Raw genomic sequence first — 17,652 nt, forward strand, 5'->3', positions numbered from 1 at the left:
TGTATTTCATGATTCTTGTTAATTAAAAATTAAAATTCACACCTATACTATATTGCTTTGCCAATGGGTAAGGCGATAGGTCTATACCTTGTCGTAAGCCACCACCAACAACATTTTGGCTCACATCAGGATCGATTCCAGAATAGTTGGTAATGGTCAATAGGTTGGTACCTGTGACAAAGGTCTCTAGAGAAATATTCTTTAAGGGTATACGATATCTCAGCGTAATGTTCTTTAACCTCACGTAACTACCATCTTCAATCCAAACATCGCTTATAACACCTCGTAGTGCGTCAAAGGGCACACCATTGGTTCCACTCCTAGGATACCTAGGGTCATTATGCTCATTGACTCCCGGAATGAACCTATTGTTGAAATAGTCAACGGTTTGGTTGTTAAGTGCATCCAAGTCATAAGAGGCATTACCAGAGTGCAATAACCCCCCCGTTTGGTTCATAATATCGTTACCAACAGACCCTTGTATAAACACATTGAGCGTTAAATTCCTGTAGCTAAAATCGTTATTCCACCCAAAAATAAAATCGGGGTTTGGATTTCCTATAATAGTTTCATCAGCATCAAAGTTTGTTTCAGGATCAGGATTGCCAATAGTGCCATCGCCATCCAAATCTTGATATTTAATATGACCAAGTGAATTATCAGGCCCAATAGTAGGAAAGGTAGGGTTCCCCTCAGTATCAAAGTCTGATTGTTGTATTAAACCGGCATTTTTTCTTCCAAAAAATACACCAAACTCCTCTCCTGGCTGATATAGATGTGTGCCGCCGGCTATAATCCTTGGATTAGTACCTAGGTCTATAACCTCTGACTTGTTAAAGGTTCCGTTAAAAGCCGAGGTCCAAGAAAAATTATCCGTAATAACTGGTCTTACTGTAAGACTAATTTCAAGCCCCCTATTTTCAATATCCCCTACATTTACCAAGGCATTGGTAAAACCTGTTTGGGATGGTATAGCGATTGTTTGGAGTAAATCGGTTGATGTTTTAACATAAAAGTCAGCACTTAAATCAACCCTATTATTAAAAAAACCTGCGTCCACACCAAAATTGAGGGTTTCAGTAGTTTCCCATTTTAGGTTCGGATTGGGCAGTCTCACAGGGCGAATACCGGAAGTACGTACATTTCCCACAGCCGATAAAACAGGGCCTCCGACGCTTGAACCAAACGAGCTAAGCGAATTGTAAGGCGATATGGCCTGCACACCTACCTGCCCCCATGAGGCACGAAGCCTTAAGTCTGAAAATGTGTTTTGTTCATCGAAAAACGACTCGTTGATAGCCTTCCAAGCAACACCAAAAGACGGAAAATACCCCCATTTATTGTTTTCAGCAAACACCGATGAACCATCTGCCCTAATGGTACCATTGATCAAATATTTTTCATCAAAACTATATTCGGCACGTACGAACCCAGATTGCAATATGGATTGTGTCCTTGTTGAGCCTATATTTTGAGTATTGGCAAAAGACACATTATCAACCCCTAAATCAGTTAAGGAAAGGTCGGTTCCATCGGATTCTTGCAGAAAAAAGTTAAACTTGCTGTACTCCACTCCCCCTAAAACATTTAGCTGGTGTTTTTCCGAAAAAGTGTTCTCATATCTTAAGTAATTCGTGACCACAAGATCTTCCCATCTAGCACTAGTAAGATCAAGACGGCCATTTTCTAGTCTTGCACGTGCAACTTCACTTGGCGCAAATCGGTTGTCATTGTTATAACGAAGATTGGTCGAAATACTATTGATCAAGGTAAGGCTGTCAAAAATTTTATAAGATGTCTGGATTGAGGCCAACACATTGGTATTGATTCGATTCCTGAAATCTTTGGTTGCATCAATTAAAGGGTTGGCAAATATTAGGCCTGTTGAATTTGACCCTGAAAAATCAAGGGATGGAACCAGTGGTTCTGCTTTGAGTGCATTAAAGTATGCACCACCCTCACCACCTCTAAATCTACCATTTCCAACTATACCACCATTATTCTCAGATCTGGTAATGTTCGTACTTACGTTTACCTGCAGTTTATCGTTAAAGCCTTTAAAATCTAAATTGCCCCTAAAAGAGATACGCTCAAAATCGGTATTGAGTAAAACACCATCTTCACCTAAATAGTTGCCAGTAACAAAATAACTAACATTCTCAGCTCCACCTGTGGCCGATAGGTTGTATTCTTGTCTTAGACCAGATCTAAAAATTTGGTCCACCCAATTGACATTCAACAAATTATCAGGATCCGCCCCATTGGGAAACGGTAAGGTGACCTGCCTTAATGTTGCTATCTCATTACGGTAGGTGGCGTAATCATTACCTGAAAGTACATCATAGCCACCACCAAGGGAAGTCATCGTTGTCAATGCCGAACCTTGTATCTGCATTTTAGTGCCTTCCCTACCTCTTTTTGTTTTTACCAAGATAACTCCTGCAGCGCCACGCGCGCCATAAATGGCCGTAGATGCTGCATCTTTGAGCACTTCAAAGCTCTCTATTTCCTGTGGACTGAAATTTGGAGCTGTGCTCAACGGAACACCATCTACTACCCAAAGAGGATTACTATTGGCATTGAGTGAGGTATTACCCCGAATTCTAATACGGGGAGCCGCACCAGGTTCACCAGAAGCCGCTGTAATTTGAACACCTGCTGCCCGACCTTGAAGCATTTGGTCAACAGTATTAAATACCGCATCTTCCAGTTCTTCTGCGCCTACAACCTCAACGGCGCCGGTTATCTTGGATTCCTTTTGTGAACCATAGCCGACTACCACAACCTCATCAAGGCTTTGGGCATCTTCATCCAGTACTACATCGATTAAGGACCTAGTACCAACGATTTCTTCCTTGGCTGCAAATCCTACATATGAAAACACCAAAACACTAGGCCCTGATACCAATTGGATTTGATAATTGCCATCAAAATCTGATTGAACCCCATTGCTTGTACCTTTTTGAATTACATTTGCCCCAGGCAAAGGTTGACCGTCGGCACTTAAAATTGTTCCTGTTATTGTTTTATCACTTTGCGAAAAAGTTAAAAAACAGCTCAACATGAAGATGGGAACAACCAATCTCTTCAGTTTTTCTTTAAAAAAGTTTCTCATAAGTTTTTGTTGTTAGTTAATATTTATACCTTACTCTTTTTCAATGATATAGCACTTATACACAAAGGTCATCCTGTGCTTACCTGCTTGATTATTCCAAGTTTATCCGCTGTTTTGGACTTAATGCATTTGACTGGACTGTTGTTAGATATGAGCGTACTAACTGTCAAAATTGAATTTGACAAGATGACAAATCCAAAAAGAGAGCGTACAACGGCACCCAAGAAAAAAGCCGTTGAACCTAGCTATGCCAAGAGTGACGCCACAGAGCTGTATAAAGGACTAGAACTGAAACTTCAGCATATAGGAGCATTAGTGTAAACAGGTGAAAAATTGTGGGAGAACAGCTTCTCCTAAAAAAGTTGGGTTAAGTTTATCAATTTCTAAAGACATAATGGCCTAGTGGAACAATCAATAAACAAAAAGTAAAATGCTGGGACAATTTAATGGCAGAACCTTTCAGCAAGAGCTTGAAGGTCCAATGGGAGTAATATCAAAATGTAACTTTAGAACCCAAATGTAAATATCCATGTTTTGTTCTGTAGAGGCCAGATAAAATAGGAGTAGGAAATATTTAGAATTGCATTCCAAACCTCAAAGCGATTTGAAAGCAAAATGTATAACCAAAATTTGCTACACGACCTTGTTATTATTGTTTAATCATTTGATGCAAGTTCTTACCAATTAATATAAAAAAAGCAACCTGCATAGAATTGAATCCATGCAGGTTGCTTTAATTGCACCTTTCATTTACAATAAGATACCAGATTATTACAAATACGTTGACGTTTCTAGTTTTTCAAAAATTTAGAAACATGGACCTCATTCTGGCCAGATGAATTTGTTATACGAAGAATATAAAGTCCTGGAACCAATGAACTAACATCAATTTTACTTTCATTTATTTCTAATTGCTTTCTCATTTGCAATACACCGGAAAGATTAAAAACTTCAACAACCATATCTGAAGAAGTACCAGAAATAGACATAAGAGTACTTACAGGGTTAGGATAAATAGCTATTTGATCATTACTTCTGATAACTACACTGTCTTCATTGAAAAGAGCCGAATTAATTTTAAGACTGGTTGAGCATGCATTTTCAATAAAATCGGCACCTCGAACATATTCAATCCAAGTATGAAAAGAACCTGATGGGTCTGTCGGAAGGTCGATTCTTAATTTAGTAATGGTCTGATTCTGCCATTCTGGATTACTGGCAAGGTTAAACATAAAATCCTGATAGTTGCCTGTTACAATACTTGAAGTAGCAGATTTATTTGCTGAAAAATTAGGACTGCTTACCGTTGCCCAGAATAACTGAAATGCTCCATTCGTCACCTGAGACTTTCCCCTAATTACAATGGAAGATACTTCATTGGCATTAAAGTTTAATCCATCCTTTATGATGTAGGGGTCGTTAAGGTTATCTACTCTTAAAAGATATTCTTCTTGTTGAGTGATTACTTGGGCACTTATATGATTGGCAGGCAAGAAACCCTGATTTGAACTGATAAAGTCATAGCTAAAGTCCCCAGCATCATTATCTGACATACAAACATTGGACTCTTCTGCTTGCGTAAGTCCATCTCCATCGTTATCGGCTGTAGGATTTGTAGCCACAGTAGTTTCCACCCTATCTATGTTAAAGAGATAACCACTTCCTCCTACAAACACTAACTTTAGAGTCTGTGGGCCTGCATCTAAGCTAATTTGGGTGCTGTATGCCTGATAATTGTGCCAAGCCCCGCTTACAGGAACAGTAACTGATCCTTTCAAGACATTATCCGTATAGATTTCCACTGTCCCTCCCGACCCGGCACTTGAGGCCAATATATCTACATCATAGGTTTCAGCAGCTGCATTCACAAGGTATTCTGTGTAATCTCCGTTCAGGATGAAGCCAAGATTTTGACTCCCTCCGCCACCAGGTGTATTTTCGGTGTTTACGCTACCGGTTTTAGTGGCAAAAGCTTCAGCTTCAAAATTTCCTGGCAGACTTATTCCACTACCTACAAGGATCTGTTTAATAACTTCTGAGGTTGCTCCATCATTATCCGTAGCTACAGCTTTTAACTGATAGTTACCTGCTGCCATGTTAAGTAAGGAAGCATCCTGACCGCCAGCTGTACCCCACGTATAAGGAGCTGCATTTTCTTGACGCACTAATACATCATTAAGATACAATTTAACATTGGTCACAGTTCCATCCGAATCTGATGCATTTACTACAACTCCTAAACTTGCACCCTCTTCAAACTGACTGTCACTAGGACTTTGAAAACTTACTGATGGAGAATCATTGCTCGTTGAAGTTCCCGGAGTAAAATCATTGACTGTACAGGGCAGAACAGGGGGTTGATAGCTTCCATTATTGTCCCATCTCAAGAAAAACTCCCTTCTCCCCATAGCACCAATATCCCTTAACTTCATATAAACATCGCCATTGCTCTCTACATAATAAGCTAAATCTGTGGCCGACTCAACTGCAGCTACCGAAGTAACTTCAGGAAATGTAAAACCTGCACCATCTATTCTAAAGTTTGTAAACTTTCCAAAATTTTTAAGCTTTACAAGTGCTAAATCCCCATCATCACCATAATCCCATATCATATGAATGTTGCTACTTGGGGTATTATTGAAATGAAATGTATAGGTAAAACCTTCATTAACAATAAGTGGAAACTTATATGTTCCAGCATCTTGTTCGTTTCCCTTATCAACAAAACATGCATCTGCTGTTCCCGGCTTGGTACGAGATACCGAAATATCGGTATCATCGTTTATTTGCCGAATCCATAGTCCAGAAAAAGAATAGTCAGAACGGGCAGCCTTGTACCATGAGGGGTGTCTATATTCATGACCATCGGTCAAAAAAGGAATATCTCTAACGATAGTGCTAGGTTTTCCTGTAAGGGATCCATCTAAGTCTTTAAAAAAATGGCCTATTTTTCTAGCACGGTCCTTCGCAGGATTTTCATCATTATATCTAAATGAAAAAGGTTCGGTAAAACCTTTGGTAATGCCTTGGTAAGTAGGGTTAAAGTTCTCTGTGGCCCCTCCATCTCCTATTGGTGAAATCATGCGTGCATTAGACTGATTAAAGGTTTCAAAATGACAATTGATGTGCCTACCGGGGCCATCATAAAACCTGTAAAATGAACGGGTGCCCGTAAATACCCCAAAGCCAGAATCAGCATTGAACAAACAGTTGTCCAATGTGATATCCGAGGCTAACATGGTTATAATGCTATTGTCTGAAAAACTGCAGTTCTGAAATACTACATATTTTTCCTTTGATATGGCACCGCCCCCAATACCTGTATAAATAGCTTGATCATTTCCATAAAAAAGCCCATCTCTGAAATATTGATTGGTATTGACGTCCCACCCTACATTAGGAACAATAGCGTGGCCTTGAGTTAAACCATCAAAAATATCCCAGCCATTCATGCAAGTGTGCGCTACAAACCCATCGAATGACCCGAGTGGTTCTGACCTTGGGTTTACGTTATCAAAGTGACTTAGATTGGCACTTAGCCCCATGGGGCTGGCAGGCATTGCCATCCAAAAGCCCGTTCCTTCCGTTCCTGCTGCTACATTATTTTCAAAGTAGTTGTTCGGATTGGTGATCCAATACGAGGCAGGCGACCTGTTTTGCGCCTGATTAAACTGATCGTCTGAATCTGTAATTGCATCTGCGCTATTCGGTTTTCGTGTAACAAAAACAACGTTGTTTTTGATGGTATTGAAACGTTCTGAACCATCTTCCAAAAAGATGCCATGTCCGATGTGGTCATAGGCAAAAATGCCATCCACTGTGACATATTCTGTACCATGGATGGTTACTACCCTGTTGAACGATTTATGTACGCTACTATTCTTGAAGTAACTTCCGACAGCCATATCTTGATTTAAATGCCAGTGGAACGGATACCTGCCCAATTCCCCTTTTTGCCCCATTTTGTAGAGTTCTACATGCTCCACGTGTCCCATGGAGCCGGGCATCAACATGATATGGCCACCAAACCCATCTGCTTCATTGATGCCACTCATATCTCCCTGTATTTTTATATAGTGAGAAAGTAGTCCTACTTCCCCTTCAATATCTACTTCCCAGGTTTTATTATCTGTAGCCCTGGTATAGGTCATGGATTCTCCCAAGTGCTTATACTGCAGTGGGCTCTGTAGCGTAAGGGTTTTGCCATCTCCACTAATGTTGGAGATTGCCACCTCATCCACCCGCTCCCATTGCTTGCCTCCTTGTATGGCCAGGTCAGTAGAGGTCAGTGCAATGACATCCCCTACTTCCCAGTTTACCGCTTCCTTTAGGGTAATCTGTGTTGCTCCTGCATTAGCTGTAGCACCCAGGTTTGTCCAGCTTTTTTTGACCTTTCCATGTAGTTCCAAGGTACCACCATTTTTTACCATAATTCCCTTATAGCTTGGAGCTGGACTTGACACTTTACTTCCAAGTAATGTAATTTGGCATCTTACCAATTCAGGGCCTCCTTCGTTTGCATAATAAGGTTGGGCTTCCGTACCAATCTCCATCAATCCACCATCTTCAATGGTTATACCTTGAGTTTTCAAGTCAATCCATGCCCCACCAGATTGCCAGTTGACAGCATTTAATGTCCCATCGACCCTAATTGTTTTTGCGCGACATATTCCAACTAGTGTTACTGTTCTGCCAGCGGGAATGATGACATCATCATTTTGAGAAGGCAATTGGTTTCCGGGCCAAATACCAGGGTTCGACCATAACCCATCAGCCACAGGTTGTATGACAGCCAGATTGGTTGGTTGTAAGTTGTCAATTTTTGATTTAATCCCTGAATGTGACATTTCTGTTTCATTGGCAATAATCTTCTTACCAAACAATGAAGTAAAAACAAATATGGTCACTACCACAAAATTGTAATCCCTAACAAGGTTTCTTGGCAAAAAATTCAGAGTAAAATTTTTTTTCATGTTCCTAAGAATAAAAAGTTGGTATTAGTTTTTTTAGTCGACTTTAAATCTAGGATCTTGTAGGAAAAAGACTATCCTGTACTGTACTGATTGACTTTAATCAAAAAAATGCTTCTGTAATTTGAAAATCAACGGTTTAACAGCTTAATAAAGCTAATTTTCACCCATACGGTATTTGACCAAATCTACCTTCACTTTTGGAAATGGTCTTGGAAGCTTTCCTTTTGAAACAACACTTTTAGGCCCTATCCCCTCTGGAATGAATTCTTTGTCCGTTGTTAGTATAAACTTATCCATTTCAAAACCATCCTCCCGCATGCTGAACGTCACCTCATGGACCCCTGGGTTTTTAATATCTAAGTATATCGCCATGGGGATTCCACAATGAACCTCTTTGGTACGTTGCTTACTACTCCATTTCCATGAATTTTTGCCCTCGCACCATTGCATTCTCTGACCAGTTTCTGGCCATTCGCCATCCAAACCAACATGAATGCCATTGTCTTCAGAACCTGTACTGTAGGCCCTAACCCAAACGTAGTACCGACCAACATTTTCGAAATTCACCTTGTAATGGAGTATCGCCATCTTGCCCGCCACATTAGAAAAATTTTCTTGGTCTATCAACTTATCTCCATGTGTGGCCCTAGTGTCAGGGAGCAATTCCAGATATGCATTACCACTGGCTCCCATACAATGTGGGGCATCATCATCCCTTCCAAAGTTGGGCCAAGCTCCCTTACTGAAAATTACCCATTGCCGTTTCTCATGCAAAGATTGTTTGTAGAAATGCTCTGCTTCAATAGCTACTATTCCATTTTTTTCTGCAAAGATGACCTTATCACTAATAATCGCGTTGGTTTGTGATGATACATAATTGCTACCTATAATTAAAGTAAACATGAAGTGCACTAATTTTACGTATTTCATGGTGTTAATGTTGTATTTCATTTTCAATTTTGATACTGATTATGACCTATTTCTTTTGATACTGAAATTCCTTTTCTAAGGACACATTCAAAAAATCTTTGGAGTCTGGCAGGGTAAAATGATACTCCAAAAGTGGGTCGTACTCGACATCGAGTTCGTTTGTATTGAATTCCATGACATGGCCTCCAAAAGTTTTGTCATCAGAAATAAAATGAAAATGATAGCCCGCCACATTAATGTTGCCGATAAACTCAGGACAATAAAAACCCACCATAGTTCCTTTAACATTCACTCTTTCGAAAACCGGACGTTGGGGAATAAGCTCATCCAAACCTTTTTCAAAAGGTTTTTCTTGTCTGTAAAGTCCTCCACACTTCATATAACTAAAGTTCCCTTTCACCTTAAAGGAATAAAATTGGTTAAGACTAGGTAGTTGGGAGTTTATTTTAACAATAAGCGAATCGAAATTGGTCGATTGTAGCTTAAAAGAATCTTCAGGTTCAAAAAAAGCGGCATCAACATAGACAATCAATTCATCATCCAAGGGTACATCCACAACTCCATCTTCCCTGATACGATAAGGTACCCCATCCAACATGACAAGCTCACCGTCAAGTTTGGAATAAGATCCCAGTCCTATATCCCCTTTGGTCTTAAGTTCTTTAACAGTGAGGTCCCCTTCGAACACCTTATTCACAAAACCCCACCAGATATTGTATTGATAGAATGTGTTCTCTTTCTTGGGGTCTGAACTACCAACCATTTTGTTTGGTCTAACACAACATATGAGAAGTGTTACCACTCCAAAACATACCATAAAATTCCAAACGCAATTTTTATTTTTTTTATCGCCCATAATTATTCGTATTTTTTTGTTTCTTCCTTAAGAAACCGCTCCATCGGAACCGGTTCTTCATATTCCTTGATTTCTATATTTCTCCATAAAATTTCTCCAGTTTCCGCTTCCAAAGCAATTAGTCCTTCTGCACTTCCCAAGTCTGTCGCCAAGTTGACAATTTGACCATTGAATTTATGTATAGCATATTTACTATCCATGACAACGATTTCGCTGCTATTCCATTCGCCATCCAGAAAATGGTACCGGGCATCGGCCAATTCCCTGTGCTCTCCCATTTTAAAAGGCTGTTTTGCACCACCTTCTGACGGAAGTTTAAAGGTTTTGCCGACTTCGTAGTGCCATAGCATTTAGACTCCTGCTGCACAAAACTCACCTAAATGTTTCTATCTTCTAGGTGGTTATACCTAACCTGATATTGTAACCCGATTGGAAAACTTATAGAAGGAAAAAACAGTAACAGTAAAAAAAGGATGTACCTTAATATGGTATATCTTTCATTTCCGTTGATTTTAAATATGATTTATTATTCTTCGTTACCTAATTAAACTAATAAGTTGAATAGAAGCAGTACTGTTTATTAGGATTACAATGTGAGTAAAGTATTAACTTACCACACACGCATACATTCTATTTTACGGACAATGTACCGACCTTATCCATTCTCTACTTCAACCAAAAATTACCCTCCAACTGTATATCATTGGATGCTCCACCTATCATTAGCTTGAACTCACCAGGCTCACAAGTTTTTTCCATGTCAATACCTGTAAAGGACAAGTCTTTAGTAGGCTTTATCGTAAAAAGAACGGTTTTTTCTTCTCCCGGTTCAAGCCAAAGCTTCTTAAATCGAACAAGCAGCTTGTTCGGACGGGTTACCGACGCCACCATATCCCTAAAGTACACTTGAACAACCTCAGCCCCAGCTATTTCGCCTGTATTCTTAACCCTTAATCGAAATGTCACCTCTTCGTTTATTTCAAAGCTTTCTTTAGCAATATTCAAGTCGCTATATGTGAAATTAGTGTATGACAAACCGTGACCAAAGGCAAATACGGGTTGAGTATCTAAATCAACATAATCTTTGTAGAAGCCATTCGCTTTCTGAGAATAATGAATAGGTATTTGTCCCACTGATGCCGGAAAGCTTATCGCCAACTTACCACTTGGATTATCCTCACCGAATAGTACTCGAGATATGGCTGAACCATTGGTTTGCCCTAAATAAAAAGTGCTCAGCATGGCATCGGTTTTTTGAACAATTTCAGGTATAGCATAGGGTTTGCCTCCCATTAAAACTATAATAATAGGCTTACCTGTAGCGGCTATGCGCATGACCAATTCTTTCTGATTACCCAGTAAATCCAGTGTAGCGCGATCGCCTTTGATACCAACAGCATAAGCAGCTTCTTTACTTTCCTGTACGGTTCCTCCAATACATACAATAGCTACATCTGAAGCTTTGGCTGCATTCACAGCCTTTTCAATTGACTCATTTTCCTCCAATAACGAATATTCTGTACAAATATCTTCTTGACCATTATTAGAAAATCGTGCTATTTTGCATCCTTCTTCATAAATTATATTAACCCTATTACCAACCCGCTCCTTTAAACCTTCCAATATGGAGACAGTATTATCGTTAGGCACAGCATATACACCTAGTTCGTGTGATTTGGCATTAGGGCCTATAACGGCAATCGTTTTAAGCTTTTTTTCATTGAGCGGTAACAGATTATTCTTGTTCTTAAGAAGAGTGATCGACTCGGTTGCAAGTTGTTCGGCCACTTTCACATGCTCTTCACAACCAGACAGTTCTGCGGCCATTTTAGCATCAACATGTGTATTCTCAAAAAGTCCCAACATAAATTTCAACCTTAATATTCGGCCTACACTTCGGTCTAAATTGCTTAGCAAGGAAGGGTTTTTTTCAATGACCTTTTCTAAACTGCGATAGGCTACACCTGATGGCAAATCAACATCCAATCCAGCATGCAACGCTAATGCTGCCGCATCTTCTACCGTTGCCACTACGTGGTGAAACTCTTCAAGTCGCTTAATGTCATTATAATCGGAGACAACTATACCTTTGAAACCCCACTCATTTCTCAACAAATCAGTTAATAACCATTTATTTCCATGAGCTGGAACACCGCCAACTTCACAATGTGAAGCCATGATTCCCAGTGCTCCACTTTCCTGAATGGCCTCTTTGAAAGGAGGTAGTATTTCATCAATAAATACTTTTTCGTCTATTTCAGTATGGGCAAAATTTCGACCACCAGTCACTTGACCATATCCTGCAAAGTGCTTAGGCGAGGCAATTATATGTGTCTTCCCAGGATTCCCATTAGTTCCTCCCTGCATTCCAGCAATGGCCGCTTTCGCCATTCGAGTTGTTAAGTAAGTATCTTCACCATAGGTTTCTTCAATTCGTCCCCAACGAGGATCACGTCCAATATCCAGTACAGGACTGTGAGCTTCATTGGCACCACGTACTCTGGCCTCTCTACCAATAATGTTGAATGCCTGCTCCACTAACTCCATGTTCCATGAGCAGGCCATCGCCAATGGTGTTGGAAAGACCGTGGAGTTTTTACCCGCATGTCCGTGAAGGGCTTCACTTCCAACAATAGCAGGAATTCCAAGCCGGGTTTTTTCTTTCAAATACTTTTGAATCCTATTGACAGCAGCTACGCTCTCTGCAGGCAAATTGTGATCTAACGTATTTTCAACCATTCCAATACCATTAGCTAACTGTTCGTGAATAGTTTGAGATTCTGTAGAAAACCCTTCTTCAAGTTGAGCCGATATGCGTAAGGATACAGAATTTAGCTGTGCTACTTTCTCCTTAACAGTCATTCTTGACAGTAAATCCTCAACCCTGTCCTCAACAGGTAAATTGGAATTCATGTAATCTTGAGCAGCAACATGCGTAGGTACAAAAACGAGGAAAATAAATGTAATAATTGGGTAAAACAATAACTCTATTTCCTTCATTTTAATTTTCAATTTAATTTCGTTGATTCTGAACATCATTCAATAATTAATAATCCTTCATGGCTATATCTATATCTTTTTTTACCTGCTCTGTGGTTTTTTCCCAATCGACATAGCCCACTCGGGTAGTCCATATCGGATTAATATTTTGGCTCATTGCGATATTTACATATGATTTCCAAGCACTTAAAGCCTTTTCCAGCTGTACCACAGCTTCCTCTTGATAAGTTTTGTTCTTTGTCTCTCTATAGAGGGCAACATTGGTAGCACCAGCTATTTTATAACCATAATACTTGCCCAAAAGAGCCATTGTTTTTATATCGACAAGCGTCTGGCAAAGCTCTAAGTCATTATCTTGACAACTAAGTTGCCCAATCAATCCAAGGGCCTTATCAGCATGGTTGTGAAGTTTTTGAGAAACCTGAAATGGGGTCGTTAAATCAGTAGATTCATCCTTAATTATGGTTTGCACAAAATCCGGTATGCTGATATTTCCAGAGTATTTATGTACAGGATATGCAATAAAAGTGTTTACATCATGAAACCCGGTTTCATTTAGAGATGTTTTTTGTGCCCGACTTCTACAACCTTCTATATACCATTTAAAATCCACATCGCCCCAATGAAACCCCGTTGTAACAGGGTAAACCAGGGAAGCCTCTTGCCATGCACTAAAAAGTGTATCGGCATTCACTTTAGGAAATTTATCCTGAATCAAAGCCGTAAAGTATTGATTTTTAATATCAGGATTATAACATAAGCGGCCCCAAAGTAACCAATGATACCAATGTTTTTCAACCTCGAGCTGTCGAGGTTCTTTGGCATCCCTAGTTGTGAACTCCTTGCCCCAAATCCATCCATCGGATCCATAGTACATCCCTTGACTTACATGTTCAGGAATGTTCATTATAAAACTTCTCACAAAATCAGGTGATCCCCATCGGAAGTAGTAATTACTATCATTCCTTAAAGTCCAAATGGTTTTTAAATCTCCGATGTTCTCAACAAACCCTTCATGATAAGGTTGCCTAACCGCACTCATTACGTGTGCTTTGGCGTACTTGAAACTGTATATGAAGTCAATGTTTGGTTTCTCGATCAACGCTTCAAATTTCTTTTCAATCATTCTTGTATCCGCTTGGTGTTGTCGATGGATAAACTTGAACGAACGTTCTGGCATTTCATCAGCCACCTCCAATAGACCTTCACCATATGTTTCATAAATCCAAGTTTCCCGATCATTTAAGGGAATGTTTGGCATATTTTCACCTGCAGTAATTCCTATGCCACCAAGGTCAGGGTATGTTTGGAACATTGCCTTTATACTTTGCTTAAAGTAATCCTTGGTTATTTTGTTTCTATAATCGTTTGATATTCCATACTTCCCATCGGTACCATTCACGAAAATATTCCAAGTAACTACATAAAAGGTAATGTTACGGTTCTTTGCATAAGTCATCACATTCTGCCAGAATTCAATCTTTTTCTCGATGGTAATTTTCTTTACAATTTCATAATTGTTAACAATTTTCGGGTCATCGAAATCTACTCCGACAAGGTGGTAGTTTTCTTTCCAGTCAGTTGTGGATCGGTGTATATCATCCAAGGCAACTTCTTCATACTTTGGCACCTTGACCATAGAAGGAAACGGATGTAAGCTCCAGAGTGAAATGAAATTGTACCGATTTCTTGCCATGTGGTCGATGTATTTCTTCCAGAAATCAAAATCCCACATCACATCAATATTATTTTGTGCGGCATCACCTGCGTCAGAATAACTAGGAGTTCGAACATCCAAGGGAATATTGAATTTTGTTCCCCTCATCTCCATGTATGGATTCTGATTTGTACCATCAATATCATCCAATCCGAATAATTTGATTTTTTCGGTCAGCTCAAGAGTCCCATACATTAGTCCAGGCTCATCTGCTCCTATCACCCAAACCCTTCCATCATTGTCCAAAGTAATAACGAATCCTTCCGAAACTAACTTGAAGTCGAACTGAGGATATTCAATGTCTCGGAAGTTATCCCTAGCCAAGTCTGGTTCTGTTATAAATATGAAGTCTGCTCTTGAATGTTCGGCTTGTCTAATATTGTAATTTCTTAGATGAAGCACTTCTCTCAAATCGTTCAAGGCAAACTTGATCATCGGTGAATCCCTTGTACTGAATATGGACACCGTTTGATTGGCTAAAAGGCCAATCGATAGCATGAAGAAAAATGCAGTTAAAACTGACTTTAAGACTTTACTATTGACCATAATTTTATTGAACGTTTAAAATGACCCTCCTATAATCCACCAAAGGCACAATTTCACTCTTATCCCAGACCTCTAGAATCAAATGAATTTCCTTATTCGAAGCATCTCCAGGAACTTTTAGTTTTATCGTATCCGAATTGTTTTTCTCAATTGGTATATCTTGTCCATAAGGGTTCTTTCCAGCCTCTCCATAAATCCACCAATAATAGCGTAGCTCATCCTGATCCGGGTCAGATGATAATGAGGCATCAAACTTTAAAGTCTCACCTGGTTTTACAGTTCGGTATATTATGGCATTGGATTCATCATTGTTTATGACCGCATGCGGATGATGGTTTGCATTTTCATAATTTTTTACACACCAATCCATACGGGCCTGAAAATCGTTCCACATGGCCTGCCTCCATGGCCAAACGGGCGTATGTATGTCGTTATATTCTATTCCGCTTACCGGATCTGTCCATTTTCCCTTGGCATCGGTATATACTGCCCATGGAAGAAATTGTTCTTCTAATTTCTGAATGGCACCCCACCGTGCACGCACATTTTTGATTTTGTCAATCGAATACCTTCCACTCCAACTCCCCCAAGATGTTTCAGAAGGATCTGTGTGTCCTGCCCGTGTTAGCATTAGCCAAGGAATGGTGCCCCCTCCTTCAATAAAACTAGGTGATTCAGCAGTATGTTCATTAAATGCGCGAATGGGATATAATTTACCGAGAGGCCCATGCCCTTCCCTAATATGTTCTTTAGCCCAATCATCCTGCCCTTTTGGTGTATATGGATATGGTTTCCAATTATGTGGCCCCAATTCGTTCACTAACGGCCCACCATAACACTTAGTTTGATGTATGCCTCTAATCCAATGAATTTCAGGGAATTCGTGATTAATCCAACCACCTGCGTTGTCTTGCGCTGCATTTTCATACACACGCAGCTTTTTCACAAATTTCATAGTTTCTTCAGGTGTGTGGGTTCTTCTATAGTCAAACAAAGCCTGGGCAAGGGTATTGGAGCCGGCATTGACCACCACAAAGACTGGTCGGGGGTCATTTTTAGTGACTTCACTAATAATAAACTTTGACCCTTCCGAGGCTTTACCTATCCCCACTCCATCCATTCCATATGCAGGTTGCCCCCTAAAAACAATCGACCTCAAATATTCTGGGGAAAGCCATCCCTCGGCATGAATTTTCAAATTCTCAAATACCTTCTCATAACCATCGATCAAATGATGAAACAATTCCGGTTGGGTAACTCGCTTCGACACATCTGGATGATACGGATTAAGGGCAGCACCGGTTACTGCGATTAATCCTTCAATTTCAATTTCATTTGCATACATCAATAAATGTAGCATTTGCTGTTCCTCATCGGGTTCGTTGCCCATATCGGCCAAGACAATCAAACGGTGTTTGTCAGTCTGGGAAGTTAGACTCTGAGTTGTCAGTACCAAAAGAAGGATAGATAATATTGAGGTTAGTTTCATACCTGTCAACTTTCTGTTTTCTTGTTAGGTGTTGAGATAATTTTTAAATTATTCTAATTTGCTTGACCTATGTTTAGGTCAAATGAGGTATAAATCGCCTTTTAAACTATTATTTATTATTCTCCACGTAATTTAAAAGCACCGATTTCACATCTTCCACGGTTCCGGTCTTAAGGCCGCCATTAACATTGGCACCGGTAATCCAATAAAGCACCATGCCTGCATCTGAACAATCCCATTTTCCTTTTTGGAACTCTACCACATCGTCCACTTCCGCAATTTTACCAATTAACCAGAGCCATTGAATACGTGGATCTGTGTGATCCCTTGCCCAATGCCATTTATCAAGATCTACCTTTAAATCAACGTTTTGGTCGGGGATTCGAACTTCTTCAATTCCAAATGCAAGTATTTCTTCCCATTTGTAGAAATCACCGGCCTCGTCATTGGCCGGGTGATGGGTTACCAACTTCACATATTTATGCTTTTCTCTTTTTGAAGCTTCGAGAGCAAACCCAATGATATCGGGCTCCCCAGCCTCAATTATCCATAAGGGATTGTCTATCGTTGAAGCGTTTATGGCATCTCGCAAATCATTTATGGTTTCTTCGAGTTCCCATTTCGCATCCAAAAACTTAAATTTCTCATAACCGCCCCATCTCCTGGCGGTAACGTCACAACTGGTTTGCATAAGAGCATGCCGTTCCCGTTCTGCAGCTTCTGATATTCTATCAACCCTAATGAGGTCGCAACTATGGGAATAATGAACCAGACGATTCTCCAGTCCGGCGGCACGTAAAAGAGCAATTGAAATAGCCGTTCCCCCCAAGTCGTCCGGATCTGGTGAATTTCCATCCGCAATTATTGCAACACGACCATTAGGGGCATTAATCTTTACTTGTGCATTAACGGAATGAAATAGTGCAATTGCAATCAATATCAATAAGATTCTTTTCATCAAAAAATATTTTATATTATAATAAATAGCAGTCAATTGAGATAAGCCCCAATGAGCCGATTCTATAA

10 protein-coding genes are annotated in these 17,652 nt (G+C 39.9%); 1 reads left to right on the top strand and 9 read right to left on the bottom strand.

Annotation, left to right across the window (positions count from 1 at the left end):
- Positions 1-22: 22 nt before the first annotated feature.
- Complete coding sequence (locus DZC72_RS03195; RefSeq protein ID WP_125221443.1) at positions 23-3,115, bottom strand: SusC/RagA family TonB-linked outer membrane protein; 3,093 nt, start codon at positions 3,113-3,115, stop codon at positions 23-25.
- Between the two features lie 150 nt (positions 3,116-3,265).
- Here DZC72_RS03195 and DZC72_RS17690 point away from each other — a divergent pair, with 150 nt between their 5' ends.
- Complete coding sequence (locus tag DZC72_RS17690; RefSeq protein ID WP_165869258.1) at positions 3,266-3,436, top strand: hypothetical protein; 171 nt, start codon at positions 3,266-3,268, stop codon at positions 3,434-3,436.
- Positions 3,437-3,906: 470 nt separating this feature from the next.
- Here DZC72_RS17690 and DZC72_RS03205 read toward each other — a convergent pair whose 3' ends face one another.
- From DZC72_RS03205 to DZC72_RS03240, 8 genes are all read right to left on the bottom strand, one after another.
- On the bottom strand, positions 3,907-8,088 hold the full coding sequence (locus tag DZC72_RS03205) for a G8 domain-containing protein (protein ID WP_125221444.1): 4,182 nt from the start codon (positions 8,086-8,088) through the stop codon (positions 3,907-3,909).
- A 153-nt stretch (positions 8,089-8,241) separates the two neighbouring features.
- Positions 8,242-9,018 (bottom strand): hypothetical protein, encoded by a 777-nt coding sequence (locus tag DZC72_RS03210; protein ID WP_165869259.1) that lies wholly within the window; start codon positions 9,016-9,018, stop codon positions 8,242-8,244.
- Between the two features lie 46 nt (positions 9,019-9,064).
- Positions 9,065-9,781, bottom strand: coding sequence for an acetolactate decarboxylase (gene budA, locus DZC72_RS03215; protein WP_165869260.1), 717 nt, complete (start codon positions 9,779-9,781; stop codon positions 9,065-9,067).
- Between the two features lie 95 nt (positions 9,782-9,876).
- On the bottom strand, positions 9,877-10,224 hold the full coding sequence (locus DZC72_RS03220) for a family 16 glycoside hydrolase (RefSeq protein WP_125221446.1): 348 nt from the start codon (positions 10,222-10,224) through the stop codon (positions 9,877-9,879).
- A gap of 316 nt (positions 10,225-10,540) precedes the next feature.
- Positions 10,541-12,874, bottom strand: coding sequence for a glycoside hydrolase family 3 N-terminal domain-containing protein (locus DZC72_RS03225; RefSeq protein ID WP_165869261.1), 2,334 nt, complete (start codon positions 12,872-12,874; stop codon positions 10,541-10,543).
- A 46-nt stretch (positions 12,875-12,920) separates the two neighbouring features.
- Positions 12,921-15,089, bottom strand: coding sequence for a carbohydrate-binding family 6 protein (locus DZC72_RS03230; RefSeq protein WP_125221448.1), 2,169 nt, complete (start codon positions 15,087-15,089; stop codon positions 12,921-12,923).
- 52 nt (positions 15,090-15,141) lie between these two features.
- Positions 15,142-16,626, bottom strand: coding sequence for a nucleoside hydrolase-like domain-containing protein (locus DZC72_RS03235; protein ID WP_125221449.1), 1,485 nt, complete (start codon positions 16,624-16,626; stop codon positions 15,142-15,144).
- 109 nt (positions 16,627-16,735) lie between these two features.
- On the bottom strand, positions 16,736-17,584 hold the full coding sequence (locus DZC72_RS03240) for a hypothetical protein (protein ID WP_125221450.1): 849 nt from the start codon (positions 17,582-17,584) through the stop codon (positions 16,736-16,738).
- Between the last annotated feature and the right edge of the window lie 68 nt (positions 17,585-17,652).

The organism is Maribacter algicola (assembly GCF_003933245.1).
GTDB lineage: Bacteria > Bacteroidota > Bacteroidia > Flavobacteriales > Flavobacteriaceae > Maribacter > Maribacter algicola.